Below are 18386 nucleotides of genomic sequence, written 5' to 3' on the forward strand. Positions count from 1 at the left end.
ATCACGTAGCGCCTATGCCGGGCCCGGCTGCGCGGGTTCCAGCGCTGTCCTGTGCTCCTGCTGCGGTGCCGCCGCCCGCGCCGGCGGCCGCAGCCGCTGGCTGATCACCTGGGAGATGCCGTCGCCCTTCATGGTGACGCCGTACAGGGCGTCGGCGGACTCCATGGTGAGCTTCTGGTGGGTGATGACGATCAGTTGGGAGCTCTCCCGCAGCTCCTCCATGATCCCGACCAGCCGCCGCAGGTTGGTCTCGTCGAGCGCGGCCTCGACCTCGTCCATCACGTAGAACGGGCTGGGCCGGGCCTTGAAGATCGACACCAGCAGGGCGACGGCGGTGAGCGAGCGTTCGCCGCCGGAGAGCAGCGAGAGCCGCTTGACCTTCTTGCCGGGCGGCCGGGCCTCGACCTCGACGCCGGTGGTGAGCATGTTCTCCGGGTCGGTGAGCAGCAGCCGGCCCTCGCCGCCGGGGAACAGCCGGGCGAAGACGCCCTCGAACTGGGCGGCGGTGTCGTGGTAGGCGGCGGTGAACAGCTGCTCGACCCGGGTGTCGACGTCGCGGACGATGTCCATCAGGTCGCGGCGGCTCCTGCGCAGGTCGTCGAGCTGTTCGCCGAGGAAGCGGTGCCGGGCCTCCAGCGCGGCGAACTCCTCCAGCGCGAGCGGGTTGACCTTGCCGAGCTGCTGGTGGGCGCGCTCGGCGGCCTTGAGCCGCCGTTCGACCTCGGCGCGGACGTAGGGGCGGGGCTCGCCGGGTTCCTGGCCGTCCTCGGGCGGCGGGGCGGGGACGGGCTGGTCGGGGCCGTAGCCGGCGAGCAGGTCGCCGCCCTCGATGCCGAACTCCTCCAGGGCCCGGGCCTCCAGCTGTTCGATCCGCAGCCGCTTCTCGGCGCGCAGCACCTCGTCGCGATGCCCGGCGTCGACCAGCCGGTCGAGTTCGGCCTTGAGGGTGCGGCCGTGCTCGCGGAACTGCCGCAGTTCGGCCTCGCGGGCGGCCCGGTCGGCCTCGACGGCGGCGCGTTCGGCCTCGGCGGCGGCGAGGGTCTCCTCGATCCGGCCGAGCAGGTGCCGGGCGCCGGTGGCGACGGCGGTGGCGACGGCGGACTCCCGGCGGGCGCGTTCGCGCCGTTCGGCGGCGCGGGCGCGGGCCTCGCGCTCGGCGCGGGCGGCCCGGTCGAGCTGGTCGGCGCGTCCGGCGAGGCCGCGCACCCGCTCCTCGTGGGTGCGGACGGCGAGCCGGGACTCCAGCTCGGTCTGCCGGGCGGCGGAGGCGGCGGCGGCGAGCCGGTCGCGTTCGGCGGGGTCGGGTTCGTCCTCGCCGCCGTCGGCGAGTTCCTCGGCGGTGGCGAGGCGTTCGGCGAGTTCCTCGGCGGCGGCCCGGGCCTCGGCGAGGCCGCTGTCGGCCTTGGCGGCGGCGGTGGCGGCGCGGTCGGCCTCGTCCCGGGCGGCCCGGGCGGCGCCGCCGGAGCGGCCGAGGGCGCCGGCGCGTTCGGCCCGGCGCTGCTCGTCCCGGCGACGCAGCGCGGCCAGTTGTTCGACCTCGGCGGCGCGGGTCTCGCGTTCGGCCCGGGCGGCGGCGAGTTCCTCGGCGGCCCGGGCGCAGCGGGTGTCGAGTTCCTCGATGCGGCGGGCGGCTTCGGCGACGGCGGCGCGGGTCTCCAGCGGGCTGGGCGCGCCGGGTGAGCCGCCGTGGGCGAGGGTGGCGGAGAGCAGGTCGCCGTCGCGGGTGACCGCGGTCCAGTCGGGGTGGCGGTCGATCAGCTGCCGGGCGGCGTCGAGGTCGTCGACCACGGCGGTGCGGGCCAGGATCCGCCGGGCGGCGGCGGCCACCTCGTCCGGTCCGCCGATCAGTTCCGCGGCCCGGCGCACGTCCGCGGGCGGGTCCACGGCGTCGTCCGCGGTCCGGTCGGCGATCAGCAGGGCGGCCCGGCCGCCGTCCCCGGCGCGCAGCCAGGCCAGTGCGTCGGCGGCGCGGGCGGGGTCGGTGGCGGCGAGGGCTTCGGCGGCGGGGCCGAGTCCGGCGGCCACCGCGAGCTCGAACCCGGGTGCGACGGTGAGGAGTTCGGCGGCGGGGCCGAGCACGCCGGGGCGGCCGAGCAGGGCGGCGCTGCCGTCCTTGCGGCGCAGGCCGAGGGCGAGGGCGTCGTGCCGGGCGGTGAGCGCGGCGCGTTCCTTCTCGGCGGCGGTGAGCGCCTCGCGGGCGGCGGAGAGCGCGCGTTCGGCGTCCCGGAGGGCTTCGCGGGCCTGCTGGTGGTGCTGTTCGGCCTGCTCCTCGCCCGCTTCGGACTCCTCCTCCTGTTCGCGGAGCCGCTGGTGCTCCCGGTCGGCGGCGTCGGCGCGCAGCCGGGCCTCGTCGCGGGCGGTGGCGAGCCGTTCGGTCTCGGCCCCGGCGGCGGTGGCGCGGGTGCGGGCGGCGGCGGCCCGGCCCTGCAGGCGGGCGAGTCCTTCGCGCCGGTCGGCGATGGTCCGGGCGGCCGCTCTGAGCCGCAACTCCTCGTCGGCGAGGGCGCGTTCGAGTCCGGTGCGGTCCTCGACGGCTTCGTCGAGGGCGTCCTGGGCCTGTTCCAGGGCGGCTTCGAGGGCGGCTTCCTCCGCGCGGACCCGTTCGGCCTCGCGTTCGAGGTCCTCCGGGTCGCGGCCGCGGCGCTCCTCCAGCTGTCCGGCGGTGGCGGCGGCCCGGATCCGGGCCTCGGCGAGCCCGGTGGTGCCGCGGGTGCGTTCGGCGAGCGAGGAGAGCCGGTACCAGGTCTGCCGGGCGGCTTCGAGGGCCGGTCCGAGCTGCTCGACCTGGGCCTCCAGGACGGCTTCGCGCTGGAGGGCGGCGGCGAGTTGCTGTTCGACGGTGGTGCGGCGGAGTTTGAGCGCGAGTTCGTCGGCGACCTCGGCCTCGACGGCGCGGCGCAGGGTGAGCAGGTCGTCGGCGAGCAGCCGCAGCCGGGCGTCGCGCAGTTCGGCCTGGATGCCGGCGGCGCGCCGGGCGATCTTCGCCTGGCGGCCCAACGGGCCGAGCTGGCGGCGCAGTTCGGCGACCAGGTCCTGGACCCGGTTGAGGTTGGTCTGCATCGCGTCGAGCTTCCGCAGCGCCTTCTCCTTGCGCTTGCGGTGCTTGAGGACGCCGGCCGCCTCCTCGATGAAGGCGCGCCGCCCCATCGGGTCGGCGTGCAGCACGGAGTCGAGCTGGCCCTGGCCGACGATGACGTGCATCTCGCGGCCGATGCCGGAGTCGGAGAGCAGTTCCTGGATGTCGAGCAGCCGGCAGACGGTGCCGTTGAGCGCGTACTCGCTGCCGCCGTTGCGGAACATCGTCCGGGTGATGGTGACTTCGGTGTAGTCGATCGGCAGGGCGCCGTCGGTGTTGTCGATGGTGAGGCTGACCTCGGCGCGGCCGAGCGGGGGGCGCCCGCTGGTGCCGGCGAAGATGACGTCCTCCATCTTGCCGCCGCGCAGCGACTTGGCGCCCTGTTCGCCCATCACCCAGGAGAGCGCGTCGACGACGTTGGACTTGCCGGAGCCGTTGGGGCCGACCACGCAGGTGATGCCGGGTTCGAAGCGCAGGGTGGTCGCCGAGGCGAAGGACTTGAACCCGCGCAGGGTCAGGCTCTTGAGGTGCACCCGACCGTCCTCCTCGCCGTACCGCCGGCCGCCGCCGCGGCCCACCGCTGGCGACTGTATCCGGCCGGGGTGCCGACGGGCCCTCAGGCGGTGGTTTGGGCACGCCGCGGGTCGGGCAATGTCCCAGCGACAGGACCGTCGTGGACACGACGAAGGGACGTCCGCCTCGGACGTCCCTTGCAGGCTGCCATCCCCTCGCGGGGAAGCTCAGCGCACGACTGCGTCGCTCACGAGGACCACGAGCGATCAGGTCAGGGCCGGCTCGCGCTGGTCCAGGTCGATGCTGCTGAGCAGCGAGTGCTCATCGGCGACGGCGGACAGCGCGTCGTTCTCGGCCTGGAGCTTGACCAGCTCGTTCTCCAGGTCCTGGACGCGCTGCTGCAGCCGTCGCATCTCGGAGAGCATTCGCGGGTCGGGGCCGCCGACGTACCCGAGAAGCGCCTTTGCCATGATGTGTGGTCCTCCACGCTGAGTGACCGAACCGTGTACGGTGGGTCTTGGGGGAAGGGATACGCACGCGCCTGCGCGCCGGACGTGCTGGCTGGGCACTACGAGGGCATCCGCTGGTGAGTGGCACACTCACAGGCGTGGCCCCGCCGGTTAAACGCAAACCTGTGCGCGGGTTTCCAGCGTCTCACCAAAGACCGTACGGGTCAACACGATCACCGCACGCTACCGCGCCCCTGTCACCTGCATGGCGGGAACCTCACACCATCGGCCGGGCTAGTGGATCACTACGTCTGCGGAGTCAACCACGAGTCTGCCCCGAAGGCAACCCTGTGACACCGGCAGTTGCCGGGGGCTCTCCTCCCACCGGCAACTGCGGTGTGCTCATCGGATCACGAAGCCCTGGTACCCGTCGCCCACGGCGGTCCAGATCTCGGTGACTCCACTGACCTGACCAGGCGTTCCGGGCCCGCGCAGCGCGGCGAGCAGCCGCTCGCAGTCGGCGCGCGACCCCTCGGCGACCACCTGGACGCGGCCGTCCCCGAGGTTGCTCGTGTAGCCCGTCAGCCCGATCTCCAGGGCCCTGGCCCTGGTCCACCAGCGGAACCCCACCTGCTGGACGCGGCCGCGCACCCAGATGGTGGCGCGGACGGACCGGCGGCTGTCGTGACCTTGCATGTGTCGACCATAGTCGGGCACTTCGGGGGCGCTCGGAACGGGCTTCACGCCCCTTCCACCGACCCTCCCCACCGGTGCGGCGCCGCGCTCCCCACGGACACAGGAGCCGGCGGCGCTACCGGCGCGGCTCGGCCAGCGCGTGCAGCGTCCAGCCCCGGCCGGCCGGGTCCAGCGGGGCGGTGGCGGCGGTGAACAGTTCGGCCGCCCGCCGGTAGGAGAGCCGTCCGCGCCCGGTGAGCGGGCAGCGGTCGCGCTCCGGGACACCGGCCGGGGCGCGCCGGCCGGTGAGGAACAGCGGGCCGGCGGTGCGGCCGGCCACCAGCAGCGGCAGCAGCCGGGCGGTGCCGCCGCGCCAGCGCAGCGGGCGCTCGCCGGCGGCGGTGCGGGCCTGACGGTTCGCCAGGTCGAGCCGGTCCACGTCCAGCGCCAGCAGCCGCTCGATCGGGGCGCCGCTCTCCCGCACCAGGTGCCACAGCACCTTCTCGCGCAGCGGCACCCGCAGCGCCAACACGGCCCGCACCCGATCCTCGCCGAGGCCGCCGGCCGGGCCCGCGGCGGTCGGGGCGGCGGTCGGCAGCGGGCGCAGCCCGGCGGCGGGGTCGGCGGACAGCCAGCCACGGGCGCACCACCAGCGCAGGGCCGCCCGCAGCGCGGAGAGTTCGCGGTTGGCGGTGCGCGCGCCCACCGCCGCGGCCCGCTCGGCGAACGCGGCGGCCACCCGGTCCGGTGCGTCCGGCCCGTCCAGCAGGGCGAGCGGCAGCACCGGCGGGGCGGCCCCCCGCCGGTGGGCGCCGGACGGCGGGGTGCGGACGACCAGCAGCCAGGCCCAGGTGTGCAGGGCGATCCGGTAGACCCGCCGGGAGCCGTCCGCGAGCGGGGCCCCCGCCAGGTAGTGCTCGGCCGCGACGGCGAACTCCACGGGTGTCATACCCGCAGTAAATCCTCTGGCGGACAGGCCGTCAACACTCGCTCCAACTGCGGTAAATCGCCGATTTACTGCGGGGGATCACGACCCTCCAAAAATTGATGCTGTCTCGCTCAACTTTTTCGCCGGAAGCCCTTGCCGGGCGGCCCGGCGGCGGGGCAGCCTGCCGGTCATGAAGTCGATTCCACGGCGGCTCGCCGTCCTGCGCGGGCGGGAGTTCCGCCTCTTCTTCACCGGGTACGCCGTCTCGCTGTTCGGCTCCTCGATGGCCTCGGTGGCGGTGGCCTTCGCGGTGCTGGACGGCGGGGGCGGCGGCTCCGGGCTCGGGGTGGTGATGACCGCCCGGATCGTGCCGATCGTGCTGCTGCTGGTGCTCGGCGGGGCGGCCGCGGACCGGCTGGGGCCGCGCCGGGTGATGCTCGGCTCGGACGCGCTGCGCTGCGCGACCCAGGCGGCCGCCGCGGCGCTGCTGTTCGCCGGGCACGGCACGGTGTGGGCGCTGGCCGCGCTGGCGGCGCTGTGGGGGCTGGGCGAGGCGGTGTTCCTGCCCGCGCTGGACGCGCTGCTGCCGCGGCTGGTCCCGGCCGCCGACCTGGCCGACGCCAACGCGCTGACCGGCATCGCCCGCAACGGCGCCGCGGTGGCCGGCCCGGCCCTGGCCGGGCTGCTGACCGCCACCGCCGGGTCGGGCTGGGTGCTGCTGATCGACGCCGCCTCGTACGCGGTGGGCCTGACCGCGCTGGCCCTGCTCCGCGTCCCGGTGCTGCCCGCCGGGGCCGGCGGCCCCGGGCTGGTCGCCGAACTCCGCGACGGCTGGGACGAGTTCCGCACCCGGCGGTGGCTGTGGGTGAGCGTGCTGCAGGGCTGCCTGTTCAACCTGCTGGTGTGGGCGCCGTTCCTGGTGCTGGGCCCGGTGCTGGCCCGCGAGCGGCTCGGCGGGGCGAGCGGCTGGGGCGCGGTGATGGGCGCCTACGGGGCGGGCGCGGTGCTGGGCGGGCTGGCGCTGCTGGGGCGGCGGACCCGGCGGCCGCTGCGCACGACCCTGGCGGTGACCGCGGGCTGGGCGCTGCCCTCGGGGACGCTCGCGCTGGGCGGGCCGCTGCCACTGGTGGTGCTGGCGGCGGCCGGGGCGGGGGTCACCTCGATCGTCTCCGGCACCCTGTTCTCCACCCTGGTGCAGCGCCACGTCCCGCCGCAGGCGCTGGGCCGGGTCGGCGGGTACGTGACGCTGGGGGCGTTCGCGTTCGGGCCGGTCGGGCTGGCGCTGGCCGGGCCGCTGGCCTCGGCGGTCGGGGCGGGGACGGTGCTGGGCTGGGGCGCGGCCTGGCAGTTGGTGTCCTGCGCGGCGGTGCTGGCGGTGCTGGGCCGCCGGGAGCCGGCCGCCGCCGAGGCGCCCCCGGAGGTGCGAACGGCCCCCGTCCCGGACGGGACGGGGGCCGGGGGCCGGGGGCCGTCGGAGCGCTGAGCGCTCAGCGCGGCCGGGGCGACGGAGCGCCGGGGTGTCGGCCGTCAGTCGCCGAAGCTCCCGAAGTCGCTGCCGCCGCCGAAGTCCCCGCCGCCACCGAAGTCCCCGCCGGAATCACTGCCGAAGTCGTTGCCGAAGTCGGCGGAGTTGAAGTCGGAGCCCGAGTACTCGCCGGCGTCCGCGCCGTCGTTGTAGTCGTACCCGCCGCCGTCGTGGTCGCCCGCGTAGGCGTAGCCGGGGGTGGAGAGCATCGAGCCGAGCATGGTGCCGACCAGCAGGCCGGGCAGCAGGCCGCCGCCGAAGTAGCCGCCCGCCCAGGGGCTGTAGGCCGGGCCGGCGTTCCAGTACGGCTGGTGGCCGTGCTCGGTCTCCACGGTGCGGATCGCCGGGTCCTGGCCGGCCGAGAGCCGGGCCGCGTCGTCGGCGCAGGCCGGGACGGAGCGCGGGGCGCCGCCCGGCGGGGCCCACTGCACGTCGGCGGTGGACGGGCCGTGCCGCGGGTCGAAGAAGCACGGGACGCGGCGCTCGGGCAGCGGGCGGCCCTCGCGGCGGGCGGCCAGGGTGGCCAGCGCGAACCGGCCCTGCTCCAGCGCCTCGGTCACCGGGCGGACGTCCTCGGGCTTCTTCGCCTCGTCCATGGTGCGCTTGGCGAGGTCGTAGGAGTCCAGCGCGCCGGTGTAGTCGGCGCGCTGGGCGTCGTCCGCGCCGGGGGCGCCGGGGTCGAAGTCGAGCCGGTCGAGCTCCTCGCCGAACGCGGTGATGTCCTCGTCCACCACGGTGCGCAGCTGGGCGAGTTCGGCCCGGACCTGCTCCTCCTTGCGCTTCCTGGCGCGGCGGAACAGCAGGAACACGCCGACGCCGAGCAGCGCGACCAGCAGCACCGGGACGAGGATCCAGGCGATCGAGGTGCTGTGCTGCGGGCCGTCGCCCTCGGTCTGCTTCGCCGCCCCGTCGACGAACTCGGTCAGGGTGGCGTTGATGTCCTTGGGGTTCGAGCGGAAGGCGGCGCCCGCGATCCGGTCGGTGGCGGCCCTGCCCAGCGCCTTGGCGTCGGAGTTGGCCTGGAACTGGTCGCCGCGCCAGATGCCGTAGACGCCGACGATGCCGACCTTGGTGCGCAGGTCGCCGAACAGGTTCTTCGTCGGGTAGGCGTCGCTGGCGGGCAGCACCGCGATGAAGATCGGCTTGTCCGCGTCCTTCAGCTTCTCGGCCAGCTTGTCCGCCTGGTCCTTGGAGAACCGGTCGTTCATCGCCGGGTCGACGTAGACCTGGACCTTCTTCAGGGAATCGGCCGCGTCGTTCAGCCCGGACGCCGAGGCGGGCGCGGACAGCCCGAGCACCATCAGCAGGGCGAGCAGCGCCGCCAGGACGGCGGCGGGCCCGGTGGCGCGGGAGCGGCGGAGCACAGTTCTCATGCTCCAGACCGTACCGGTCCACCGGTACGGTCCACGCCCTCCCCGAGTACTGTTCCCACCCCTGGGGCGCCCCCTACTCCAGGCCGAGACCGGCCCTCCGAACCCCCGCCGACCGGCCGGAGTTGGGACCGCGCGTGCCGCCCGGGGCGCCGGACCGGGCATAGTGGGGACGATCTTCCGCACCACCTGACAGGAGACCCCTGGTGATCCTCGGCCTCGTCACCGCCGTCGCGGCGTCCGCCTGCTACGGCACCGGGTCGGTCCTGCAGGCCCTCGGCGCCCGCCGCTCCGCCCGGCAGGAGGCGGCGGCCGGCACCGTCACCGAGCACGGCGGGCCGAGCCTGTCCTCGACCGCGAAGGCCGCCGTCACCTGGGAGTTCATCCTCGGCACGGTGCTGGACTTCATCGGCTTCGGCCTCGGCGCGCTGGCCGCCCGGCTGCTGCCGCTGTTCCTGTCGCAGACCATCATCAGCGCCAACCTGGTGATCACCGCGGTGCTCTCGGTCAAGCTGCTGGGCCTGCGGCTGCGCCAGTTGGAGTGGCTGTCGATCGGCGTCCTGTGCGGCGCGCTGGTGCTGCTCGCGGTGGCCGCCGGCCCGGAGGGCGGGCACGAGGCGGCCCGGGCCTTCCACTGGGCGCTGCTGATCGGCTCCGCGGTGCTGATCGCGGGCGGTTCGCTGATCGTCCGCCGGCTCGGTTCGAGCGGGGCGATCGTCGCGGGCCTGCTCTCCGGCCTGGGCTTCGGCGCCCTCGGCATCGGCGTGCGGATCCTGGACGGCGTGCAGCCGTTCGCCCTCGGCGCGCTGCTCGCCGACCCGGCCCTGTACGCCGTCCTGGTCGGCGGCCTCGGCGGCATGTACCTGCACACCGTCGCCCTGCAGATCGGCTCGGTCAACGGCGCGACCGCCGCCCTGGTCGTCGGCGAGACGGTCGTCCCCGGCGCCGTCGGCGTCCTCTGGCTCGGCGACTCCTCCCGGGCCGGCCTGGGCTGGCTGGCCGCCTCCGGCTTCGTCCTCGCCGTGGTCAGCGCCGTCGGCGTCGCCTACTTCGGCGAGGAGGGCGGCGCCCTGCACGCGGCCGCCGAGGAGGAGAAGACCTCCGCCGGGAAGGCCCGCTGACCGGGCGTGCTAGCGTCGTTCCCTCCCCGGGCGCCGGGTGAGGTCCCCCGGCAGGCCGCCATGACCGAACTGCTCGACGCGCTCGCCCGCGTGGACGCCGTCTTCGCCCCGTACGCCGCGCGGCCCTTCGCCCTCGACGGCTGCGCGTACTGCTACACCGCGGCCGACCTCGCGCTGCTGGCGGGTCCGCCGGCCCTGGTGCCCGACCGGCTGCTGCACGAGGCGGCCACCGAGGTGCCCGACCACTGGAGCGACTTCCCCGGCCTCTACCGCCGCCTGTTCCCCCGCGTCCTGCGCCGCGTCGCGCTGGACGGCGCCGGGCCCGATCCCGCGACGGTCGCCTCCCGGCTGCTGGCCGCCGGCTGGGGCGGGTGGCCCGAGCGCCCGGCCGTGGAACGGTTCCTGCGGGCCTGGTGGGAGCGCCTCGTGGAGCGGCCGTCCGAGCGGCGTCCGACGGAGGCGCTGGAGCTGCTCGTTCCGCTGACCGGCAGCCCCGTCCCGTGGCTGGAGCGGTGGACCGCCCACCCGGACGAGCGGCTCTCGCGGACCGTCGACCGCTGGCTGGAGCGCCGGCTGGAGGTGCGCTTCGGCCTCCACGACGAGGCCGGTGCCGCCCCGGCGGAGCTGGCGCAGGTGCTGCTCGCCCTCGGCCCGGACTTCCTGGGCGCCCACCGGCTGCGGGAGGTCGAGCGGATCGCCTGGAGTTGAGCGCGTGGCGGGTTCAGGCCCGGGGCGGGCGCTGGCACGTGGGGCAGGAGTAGCTGGAGCGGTTCATCCAGGGGTCGCGGCGCATCGGGGTGCCGCAGCGGCGGCAGGGTCGGCCCTCGCGGCCGTAGGCGTCGAGGTCGCGGGAGAAGTAGCCGCTCTCGCCGTTGACGTTGACGTACATCGAGTCGAAGCTGGTGCCGCCGACCGCCAGGGCCGCCGTCATGACGTCCCGGGCGTGGCCGAGGAGTTCGAGGGCGGCGGGGCGGGTCAGGGTGGCGGTGGGGCGGTCGTAGTGCAGGCGGCTGCGCCAGAGCGCCTCGTCGGCGTAGATGTTGCCGACGCCGCTGATCAGGGTCTGGTCGAGCAGGGCGCGCTTGACGGTGGTGCGCTTGGCGCGCAGGGCGCGGGCGAAGGCGTCGTCGTCGAAGCGGGCGTCGAGCGGGTCGCGGGCGATGTGGGCGAGCGAGAGCGGGGTGGACTCGAGGTCGTCGGCCTCGGCCTCCTCGACGGCCAGGCCGCCGAAGGTGCGCTGGTCGACGAAGCGCAGCTCGGTGCCGCCGTCGGCGAACCGGAGCCGGGCCCGCAGGTGCACGGAGTCGGCCATCTCCGGTTCCTGGACGAGGAGTTGGCCGCTCATGCCGAGGTGCCCGACCATGGACAGGCCGTCGCCGAGCGGCACCCACAGGTACTTGCCGCGGCGCTGCGGGGTGCCGAGGGTGCGGCCGCGCAGCAGCGCGGTGAACTCGTCGGCGCCGCCCGCCTGGCGGCGGACGGCGCGCGGGTGCAGCACCTGGACGTCGGCGACGGTGCGTCCGGCGGCCCAGCGGGCCAGGCCGCGGCGGACCACCTCGACCTCGGGCAGTTCGGGCACGGCGGCCGCCGGTCAGCCGAGGGCCGCGGCGGGGTCGCCGTCGGGCCGGCCGGCCTCGTGCTTGGCCTTGATGGCGCGCCAGGCGGACTCGGCGGCCTTCTGCTCGGCTTCCTTCTTCGAGCGGCCGCTGCCGGAGCCGTAGTCCTCGCCGGCCACCCGGGCGGCGGCGGTGAAGGTCTTCTCGTGGTCGGGACCGGATTCGGTGACCACGTACTCGGGGACGCCGATGCCGACGGCGGCGGTGAGCTCCTGGAGGCTGGTCTTCCAGTCAAGCCCGGCGCCGAGCTGCGCGGACTCCGCGATCAGCGGGTCGAACAGCCGGTGGACGAAGTCCGTGGCGGAGTCCAGGCCCTGGTCGAGGTAGATCGCGCCGATCACGGCCTCGACGGTGTCGGCGAGGATCGACGACTTGTCGCGGCCGCCGGTGCCCTCCTCGCCCTTGCCGAGCCGGATGAAGGCTCCGAGGTCGAGGCCGCGGCCGACCTCGGCGAGCGCGCGGGAGTTGACCACCGCGGCGCGGAGTTTGGCGAGCGTGCCCTCGGCGACCTCCGGGTGGAGGCGGTAGAGGGTGTCGGTCACCACGAGGCCCAGCACCGAGTCGCCGAGGAACTCCAGGCGCTCGTTGGTGGGCAGCCCGCCGTTCTCGTACGCGTACGAGCGGTGGGTCAGGGCGCGTACCAGAAGGGCGCGCTCGAGCGAGTAGCCGAGGCGCCCTTCCAGGACGTCGTATTCGGTCGAAGCCGGCCCACCGCCCTTGCCCCCGTTGGTCCCGGGGTTCGGCTTGCGGGTGGAACTGCCACTGTCCGACATCGATCCGTGCACCCCGCCGATCAGACCGAGAGGACCTGGCGACGGTTGTACGTGCCGCAGCTCGGGCACGCGATGTGCGCGAGCTTCGGCTCGTGGCAGCGGTCGCACGCCACGAGCGCGGGCGCGACGGCCTTCCAGTTGGAACGGCGGTGACGCGTGTTGCTGCGCGACATCTTCCGCTTCGGAACAGCCACGGTAAATCTCCTGGTTCTACGGCGAGGCCCTCACGGGCAGCGCTGTGTCTTATTCCTCGTCACCCTCGTCGCCGGGGGCGGCGGAGAGTCCCTGCAGGGCCGCCCACCTGGGGTCGGCGGCGTCGTGGTGGTGCGACGGGTCGTCGCTCAGGCGGGCCCCGCACTCGGAGCACAGACCCAGGCAGTCGTCCTGGCACACCGGCTGCAGCGGCAGTGCGAGCACCACCGCGTCACGCAGCACCGGCTGGAGGTCGAACAGGTCGCCCTCCAGGCGGTAAGTCTCGTCCTCGGACTCCTCGTCGAAGTCGTCCCCCGCAACCGCGCGGTGACGCTCCTCGGACTCCGGGTAGTAGTACAGCTCCTGGAAGTCGACCTCCAGGTCGTCCTCCACCGGCTCCAGGCAGCGGGAGCACTCGCCGGTGACGTGGGCCTCGGCGGTGCCGGTGACCAGCACGCCCTCGACCACCGACTCCAGGCGGAGCTCCAGCGTGATCTCGCTCTTCTCGGGAACGCCGATCACGTCCGCGACGCCCAGCTCCGCCGGGGCCTCCAGGGTGCGGGAGACCTTGCGCAGCGAACCGGGGCGACGGCCGAGCTCATGCGTGTCGAACACGAGCGGGTCGCGGTGGTCGAGGCGGTTCAAGGTGTCCTGACTTCCTGGTGGCGGCGCGCATTCCTGCGCGGCGCGGAGTTTCGGTTTCTGCGGCGGCCCGGCGAGCGGGCGCACGGCGAACCCGGCGCGAACAGGCCGGAGTGGTCAGACTACCGGAGAGTCCGCGCCGAACCCAACTCGCCCCTCAGCGGCCGCCGAGCTCCCGCAGCCGGGTCATGTCGATCATGCTGGTGTCGAAGAAGCTGGTCTCGTCCAGCCCGGCCTGCTGCTGCGGCAGTTGCGCCTGCTGCTGGGGCTGCTGCTGGTAGCCGTACGGGTCGACGGGCAGCGGGTTGCCCCACTGGTCGAAGCCCTGCGGCTGCTGGTACTGCGGCTGCTGCTGGTAGTACGGGTCGACCGGCTGCTGCTGCCCGTAGGGCTGGCCGTACGGGTCGGTCTGCGGGGCCGCCGCCGGGTCGTAGCCGCCGCCGTACGCCTCGGCGTACTGCGGGGCCTGCTGCTGTCCGTACGGGTCCTCGCCGGGCTGCGGCTGCCCGTACGGGTCCTCGCCGGGCTGCTGCCAGCCGGCCGCGGCCGGGGTCTGCTCGGGCCAGCTCTGCTGCTGCGGGACGTCCGCGTACCAGTTCTGCGGGTCCTCGGGGGCGGCGCCGTCGGCGAAGCCCGCGGCCACCGCCTCGGCCCGGTCCTTGAGCTGCTGGGCCTCGTCGGCGGCGGCCAGGTAGGCGCCCAGCTCGTCGATCGGGGCCTTGCCGAGCAGCTTGTCGCGGCCCTTGCCGACCGCCTCCAGGGTGGCCGAGAGCACCGCCTCCAGGGTGGCCAGCTTCACGTCGACGTACTCGTCGGCCTCCGGGCTGGGGCTGGTCCGCGGCCGGAACTCCTCGCCGTCCTCGGCGCCGTCCTGCTCCGGCTCGTACACGCCGGAGTCGCCGCGCAGCTTCTGTCGGCCGCGGCCGACCGCGCCGAGCGTCTTGGTGAGGACCACCTCGAAGTTGGCCAGCTTGGAGTCGACGTAGTCGTCGGCCTCGGCGAGCTTGGTCTGCACCTCGGTGCGGGCCTCGGCGAGCACCCGGTCCGCCTCGGCCTGGGCCTGCCGGACCACCTCGGTGTCGGAGATCAGCGAGCCGCGCTCGTCGTGCGCGCCGCGGATGATGTGGTCGGCCTGCGCCTGGGCGTCGGCCACCATCTGCTGATGGTCCGCCACCACCGACTGCGCCTGGGCGAGTTCGGCGGGCATCGCCTCCCGCAGGTCGCGGAGCAGGCCGGTCAGCTCGGCGCGGTTGACCACGCAGGACGACGACATCGGCATCGCCTTCGCCTTCTCGACCACGGCGATGATCTCGTCGAGTTTCTGCTGCACGTCCACGGGCGTCTTCAGTCTTTCCGTGTGCCGCCGAGGTGCGGCGGAGGCAGTGCTCCGGGGGTCGCTGGCTGCGGCCCCGGGGCCGGGAGTATCAAGACTGTACGGCCACCTGCCCCACCGCTCACAACGCCCGGTCAGTTGCGGCGTTCGGCGATCCGCTCGACCAGTCGCCGGTGCACCGCCCCGGGCAGCAGGTGCGAGACGTCGCCGCCGAGCGAGGCGACCTCCTTGACCAGGCTGGAGGACAGGAAGCTGTACGTCGGCGAGGTCGGCACGAACAGCGTCTCGACGCCGGTGAGCCCGTGGTTCATCTGGGCCATCTGGAGTTCGTAGTCGAAGTCGCCGGCCGCCCGCAGGCCCTTGATGATCGCCGGGATGCCGCGCTCGCGGCAGAAGTCCACCAGCAGGCCGCTGTGCGACTCGACCTTGATGTTGCCCAGGTGGGCGGTGGTCTCCTCGATCAGGGCGATCCGCTCGTCGATCGAGAACATGCCCTGCTTGTTGCGGTTGATCAGCACCGCCACGTGCACCACGTCGTACAGCTTGGAGGCCCGCTCGATGATGTCGAGGTGTCCGTTGGTGATGGGGTCGAAGGACCCCGGACAGACGGCGCGGCGCATGCGTGTGCTCCCTTGTGGGGCGGGATGTTCTGCTACGAGTCTTGATCAGCCCCGGTAGCGGCGCGACCGTACCAGAGCGTGCCCTCGCCGTACTTGCGCGAGCGCAGCCCCTCGAAGCCGTCCGGCCAGCCGAACTCGCCGCCCCGGGTGCTGCGTTCCACGGTGACGAGAACGTGCTCGGACAGCCAGCCCCCCGAGCGGAGTGTGACCAGCATCTCGCGCAGCGCGGCGTCCTCCACCGCGTACGGCGGGTCCAGGAACACCAGGTCGTACGGCTCGGCCGGCGGCGGCCCCGCGACCACCTTCTCTGCCTTGTCGGCCCGCACCTCCGCGCCAGGCAGCCCCAGCGTGCGGACGTTCTCCCGGACGGTGCGCACCGCGCTCGCGTCCGCCTCCACCAGCAGGGCGTGCGCGGCCCCGCGGGAGAGCGCCTCCAGCCCGACCGCGCCGCTGCCCGCGAACAGGTCGAGCATCCGGGCCCCGGCGACCGGCCCGAACAGCGCCTCGACGGTGGAGAACATCGCCTCCCGCGCCTTGTCGGACGTCGGGCGGGTGTTCCGGCCGGGCGGCGCGGCGAGACGGCGGCCTCCGGCACGGCCGGCGATCACGCGAGGCATGGCGTTGGGTCCTTTGCGGGTGGGAGGGACTGCGCGCCCGACCCTAGCCGACGGATCGGCCCGGGCCGGGCGCGCGCCCGCTCACTCCCCCGCGGCGGTCACTCGTTCGCGGCGGCGCCCAGCAGCGTCGGCGACGCGTAGCGCGACCAGGACAGGCAGCCGTCGGGCGGGCAGTACTCGGGGCGGCGCGGGTCGTGCCCGAGCTCGCGCAGCTTGGTGCGGACGGAGTCGGGCGTGCGGCCGTAGCGGGCGGCGATCCGGGCGATGGTCTCGCCCTCGTGGAAGCGCCGGACCAGTTCCTCCTCGTGCTGCGGCACCCAGGGGGCGCCGTGGCCGGGGTAGAGCTCGCGCAGCACGTCCCGGTCGGGGATCGGCTCGGAGACGTCGGCGACGATGGCCAGCGCGCGCAGGGCGCGGTTGAGTGCGATGCGCAGGGAGGCGACGTCCTCGACCGGGAGGCGGAGCTTCCCGGAGGCGACCGGGTTGGCGGAGTTGCCCTCGCGCCAGCCGGTCAGGGTGAGGGTGACTTCGCGGTCGTCCTCGCTGGCGACCTCGATCCGGAAGACCTTGTCGCCGAGCGGGAGCTCGTTGAGGTGACGGAATGCCATGCAATGACCCCCAATTCTCGCGCCGGGGACGCGACTTGGAGTGCGCCCCGAACAACTACATTCTCTCCCGGGGCACTGACAACCACAGGTGTCCGAACGACCCGCCTCAGCCCTTCTCCAGGTACTCCGCGCGGTCCTCGTCGAGCAGGCTCTCCAGCGCGGTGCGCAGCTCGGGGTGGGCCTCCAGCGCGGGGTCGGCGGCGACCAGCCGGGTGGCCTCGGCCCGGGCGGTGGCGATGACGTCCTCGTCCTCCAGCACCGAGAGCACCTTGAGCGAGGACTTCACGCCGGACTGGGCCTGGCCGAGCACGTCGCCCTCGCGGCGCTGTTCGAGGTCGATCCGGGAGAGCGCGAAGCCGTCCAGGGTGTCGGCCACCGCGTCCAGCCGGGCCCGGGCGGCGCTGGCCGCGGGCATGTCGCTGACCAGCAGGCAGAGCCCGGCGGCGGAGCCGCGGCCGACCCGGCCGCGCAGCTGGTGCAGCTGGGAGACGCCGAACCGGTCCGCGTCCATGATCACCATGACGGTGGAGTTCGGGACGTTGACGCCGACCTCGATCACGGTGGTGGCGACCAGCACGTCCACCTCGCCGGCCGCGAACCGGCGCATCACGTCGTCCTTGGCCTCGGGGGCGAGCCGCCCGTGCAGGACCTCGATCCGCAGCCCGGCCAGCGGCCCCTCGGCGAGCTTCTCCGCGGTCTCCACCACGGCCAGCGGCGGCCTGCGCTCCTCGCCGTCCGCCCCTCCCACCTCCTCGGGCTCCTCCTTGCGCTTCTTCTTCCCCTTCGCCGGCTCCTCCTCGTCCCCGATCCGCGGGCAGACCACGTACGCCTGGTGCCCCTTGCCGACCTCCTCGCGGACCCGCTCCCAGGCCCGGGTGAGGAAGTTGGGCTTCTCCAGGGCCGGGACGACGTGGGTGGAGATCGGCGAGCGGCCGGCGGGCAGCTGGTCGAGGACGGAGGTCTCCAGGTCGCCGAAGACCGTCATGGCGACGGTGCGCGGGATCGGCGTGGCGGTCATCACCAGCAGGTGCGGGGGCTGCTCGCCCTTGGCCCGCAGCGCGTCGCGCTGCTCGACGCCGAAGCGGTGCTGCTCGTCGACGACGACCAGGCCGAGGTCGGCGAACTGCACCTTGTCCTCGATCAGGGCGTGCGTGCCGATCGCGATGCCGGCCTTGCCGGAGGCCATGTCGAGCAGTGCGCCGCGGCGGGCGGCGGCGCCCATCGAGCCGGTGAGCAGGGCGACCCGGGTGCCGATCTCGGAGCCGCCGATCATGCCGGCCTCGGCGAGGTCGCCCATCATCTCGACGATCGACCGGTGGTGCTGCTGGGCCAGCACCTCGGTCGGGGCCAGCAGCACGGCCTGCCCGCCGGTGTCGACCACGGCGAGCATGGCGCGCAGCGCGACCAGCGTCTTGCCGGAGCCGACCTCGCCCTGCAGCAGCCGGTGCATGGGGTGTTCGGTGGCCAGGTCGGCGAAGATCTCGGCGCAGACCTTGCGCTGGCCGTCGGTGAGCGTGAACGGGAGCCGGGCGTCGAAGGCGTCCAGCACCCGGCCGGGGACGGGACGACGGGGGACGGCGGGCAGCGCGGAGTCGGCGGCCCGGCGCTGGGCGAGGGCGACCTGGAGGACGAACGCCTCGTCCCAGCGCAGCCGGTTCTGGGCGCGCTCCTTCTCGGCCTGGCTGTGCGGGCGGTGGATCAGCTCCAGCGCCTCGGGCAGCGGGATCAGGTCGTGCTCGGCGCGCAGGTCGGCGGGCAGCGGTTCGCCGACGTCGGCGAGGTGCTTGGTGAGGGCCATCTCGACGCAGAGCGAGAGCTTCCAGCTGGGCAGCTGGGCGCTGGCCGGGTAGACCGGGATGAGCCGGCCGGCGAACTGCTCCGCCGCCGAGGTGCCCTCCTCGCTGTCGATCAACTGGTAGTCGGGCGAGGCGAGTTGGCGGGTGCGGTTGAACAGGCCGACCTTGCCGGCGAACAGGCCCTGCAGGCCGGGCTTCAGGTCCTTCTGCCGCCAGCCCTGGTTGAAGAACACCAGCGAGAGCCGGGAGCGGCCGTCGGTGACCACCACCTCCAGCCGGTCGCCCTTGCGGCCGCGGAACGGGATCAGCGTGACCTTCTCGATCCGGGCCAGCACCGTGACGTGCTCGTCCACCTCCAGCTCGTCCAGGCTGGTGAGCTGCCCGCGCTCGACGTACCGGCGCGGGTAGTGGTGCAGCAGGTCGCCGACCGTGCGCAGCTTGAGACTGTCGGCCAGCGCCTTCGCGGTGCGGTCGCCGACCAGTTCCTTCAGCGGTTCATCGAGAGCGCCCATCGCACCATTCCACACCACCG

Annotated in this window: 17 protein-coding genes; 3 read left to right on the forward strand and 14 right to left on the reverse strand. The window is 74.4% G+C overall.

Going from position 1 to position 18386, the window contains the following annotated elements:
- Positions 1-12: 12 nt before the first annotated feature.
- The 4 genes from smc to IH44_RS0108545 form a co-directional block, all read right to left on the reverse strand.
- Complete coding sequence (gene smc / locus IH44_RS0108530) at positions 13-3609, reverse strand: chromosome segregation protein SMC (RefSeq protein WP_030458827.1); 3597 nt, start codon at positions 3607-3609, stop codon at positions 13-15.
- Positions 3610-3855: 246 nt separating this feature from the next.
- Positions 3856-4059 (reverse strand): hypothetical protein, encoded by a 204-nt coding sequence (locus tag IH44_RS0108535; RefSeq protein WP_030458828.1) that lies wholly within the window; start codon positions 4057-4059, stop codon positions 3856-3858.
- Between the two features lie 381 nt (positions 4060-4440).
- The gene (locus tag IH44_RS0108540) at positions 4441-4734 is read right to left on the reverse strand and encodes an acylphosphatase (protein WP_030458829.1); all 294 of its coding nucleotides are present in this window, start codon (positions 4732-4734) and stop codon (positions 4441-4443) included.
- Positions 4735-4849: 115 nt separating this feature from the next.
- Positions 4850-5662 (reverse strand): hypothetical protein, encoded by an 813-nt coding sequence (locus IH44_RS0108545; RefSeq protein WP_030458830.1) that lies wholly within the window; start codon positions 5660-5662, stop codon positions 4850-4852.
- A 169-nt stretch (positions 5663-5831) separates the two neighbouring features.
- On the opposite strand from IH44_RS0108545, the gene IH44_RS0108550 reads away from it, so the two are divergent.
- Complete coding sequence (locus IH44_RS0108550; protein ID WP_035954417.1) at positions 5832-7124, forward strand: MFS transporter; 1293 nt, start codon at positions 5832-5834, stop codon at positions 7122-7124.
- Positions 7125-7168: 44 nt separating this feature from the next.
- On the opposite strand, the gene IH44_RS0108555 is transcribed toward IH44_RS0108550, so the two are convergent.
- Positions 7169-8539 (reverse strand): hypothetical protein, encoded by a 1371-nt coding sequence (locus IH44_RS0108555; RefSeq protein ID WP_030458832.1) that lies wholly within the window; start codon positions 8537-8539, stop codon positions 7169-7171.
- Between the two features lie 203 nt (positions 8540-8742).
- Between IH44_RS0108555 and IH44_RS0108560 the strand changes: the two genes are divergently transcribed.
- On the forward strand, positions 8743-9657 hold the full coding sequence (locus IH44_RS0108560; protein ID WP_035954420.1) for a hypothetical protein: 915 nt from the start codon (positions 8743-8745) through the stop codon (positions 9655-9657).
- 60 nt (positions 9658-9717) lie between these two features.
- Positions 9718-10365: a hypothetical protein gene (locus IH44_RS42510; protein WP_051816675.1), complete on the forward strand. Its 648-nt coding sequence runs from the start codon at positions 9718-9720 to the stop codon at positions 10363-10365.
- A 13-nt stretch (positions 10366-10378) separates the two neighbouring features.
- On the opposite strand, the gene mutM is transcribed toward IH44_RS42510, so the two are convergent.
- The 9 genes from mutM to recG all read right to left on the reverse strand — a co-directional run bounded on the left by mutM (position 10379) and on the right by recG (position 18366).
- Positions 10379-11236 (reverse strand): bifunctional DNA-formamidopyrimidine glycosylase/DNA-(apurinic or apyrimidinic site) lyase, encoded by an 858-nt coding sequence (gene mutM / locus IH44_RS0108570; protein WP_030458835.1) that lies wholly within the window; start codon positions 11234-11236, stop codon positions 10379-10381.
- A 12-nt stretch (positions 11237-11248) separates the two neighbouring features.
- Complete coding sequence (gene rnc, locus IH44_RS0108575; RefSeq protein ID WP_030458836.1) at positions 11249-12046, reverse strand: ribonuclease III; 798 nt, start codon at positions 12044-12046, stop codon at positions 11249-11251.
- Positions 12047-12066: 20 nt separating this feature from the next.
- Entirely contained in the window at positions 12067-12240 is a 174-nt protein-coding gene (gene rpmF, locus IH44_RS44035) for a 50S ribosomal protein L32 (protein WP_030275709.1), read from the reverse strand.
- 49 nt (positions 12241-12289) lie between these two features.
- Entirely contained in the window at positions 12290-12883 is a 594-nt protein-coding gene (locus IH44_RS0108585; protein WP_030458837.1) for a DUF177 domain-containing protein, read from the reverse strand.
- A 154-nt stretch (positions 12884-13037) separates the two neighbouring features.
- The gene (locus IH44_RS0108590) at positions 13038-14216 is read right to left on the reverse strand and encodes a hypothetical protein (RefSeq protein ID WP_030458838.1); all 1179 of its coding nucleotides are present in this window, start codon (positions 14214-14216) and stop codon (positions 13038-13040) included.
- Positions 14217-14347: 131 nt separating this feature from the next.
- Positions 14348-14833 (reverse strand): pantetheine-phosphate adenylyltransferase, encoded by a 486-nt coding sequence (gene coaD, locus IH44_RS0108595; protein WP_030458839.1) that lies wholly within the window; start codon positions 14831-14833, stop codon positions 14348-14350.
- A gap of 32 nt (positions 14834-14865) precedes the next feature.
- Positions 14866-15450, reverse strand: a complete 585-nt coding sequence (rsmD, locus tag IH44_RS0108600; RefSeq protein ID WP_030458840.1) for a 16S rRNA (guanine(966)-N(2))-methyltransferase RsmD — start codon at positions 15448-15450, stop codon at positions 14866-14868.
- Positions 15451-15548: 98 nt separating this feature from the next.
- The gene (locus IH44_RS0108605) at positions 15549-16058 is read right to left on the reverse strand and encodes a hypothetical protein (protein ID WP_030458841.1); all 510 of its coding nucleotides are present in this window, start codon (positions 16056-16058) and stop codon (positions 15549-15551) included.
- Positions 16059-16164: 106 nt separating this feature from the next.
- The gene (gene recG, locus IH44_RS0108610) at positions 16165-18366 is read right to left on the reverse strand and encodes an ATP-dependent DNA helicase RecG (protein WP_030458842.1); all 2202 of its coding nucleotides are present in this window, start codon (positions 18364-18366) and stop codon (positions 16165-16167) included.
- Positions 18367-18386: the final 20 nt, after the last annotated feature.

Source organism: Kitasatospora sp. NRRL B-11411, from assembly GCF_000721345.1.
Classification (GTDB): domain Bacteria; phylum Actinomycetota; class Actinomycetes; order Streptomycetales; family Streptomycetaceae; genus Kitasatospora; species Kitasatospora cineracea.

Excerpts from the sequence above, each read along its gene's own strand:
- IH44_RS0108545 (WP_030458830.1), bottom strand. The coding sequence starts at position 5,662 with ATGACACCCGTGGAGTTCGCCGTCGCGGCCGAGCACTACCTGGCGGGG.
- IH44_RS0108550 (WP_035954417.1), top strand. The coding sequence starts at position 5,832 with ATGAAGTCGATTCCACGGCGGCTCGCCGTCCTGCGCGGGCGGGAGTTC.
- recG (WP_030458842.1), bottom strand. The coding sequence starts at position 18,366 with ATGGGCGCTCTCGATGAACCGCTGAAGGAACTGGTCGGCGACCGCACC.
- IH44_RS0108555 (WP_030458832.1), bottom strand. The coding sequence starts at position 8,539 with ATGAGAACTGTGCTCCGCCGCTCCCGCGCCACCGGGCCCGCCGCCGTC.
- IH44_RS0108535 (WP_030458828.1), bottom strand. The coding sequence starts at position 4,059 with ATGGCAAAGGCGCTTCTCGGGTACGTCGGCGGCCCCGACCCGCGAATG.
- IH44_RS42510 (WP_051816675.1), top strand. The coding sequence starts at position 9,718 with ATGACCGAACTGCTCGACGCGCTCGCCCGCGTGGACGCCGTCTTCGCC.
- IH44_RS0108540 (WP_030458829.1), bottom strand. The coding sequence starts at position 4,734 with ATGCAAGGTCACGACAGCCGCCGGTCCGTCCGCGCCACCATCTGGGTG.
- rsmD (WP_030458840.1), bottom strand. The coding sequence starts at position 15,450 with ATGCCTCGCGTGATCGCCGGCCGTGCCGGAGGCCGCCGTCTCGCCGCG.
- rnc (WP_030458836.1), bottom strand. The coding sequence starts at position 12,046 with ATGTCGGACAGTGGCAGTTCCACCCGCAAGCCGAACCCCGGGACCAAC.
- IH44_RS0108605 (WP_030458841.1), bottom strand. The coding sequence starts at position 16,058 with ATGGCATTCCGTCACCTCAACGAGCTCCCGCTCGGCGACAAGGTCTTC.
- coaD (WP_030458839.1), bottom strand. The coding sequence starts at position 14,833 with ATGCGCCGCGCCGTCTGTCCGGGGTCCTTCGACCCCATCACCAACGGA.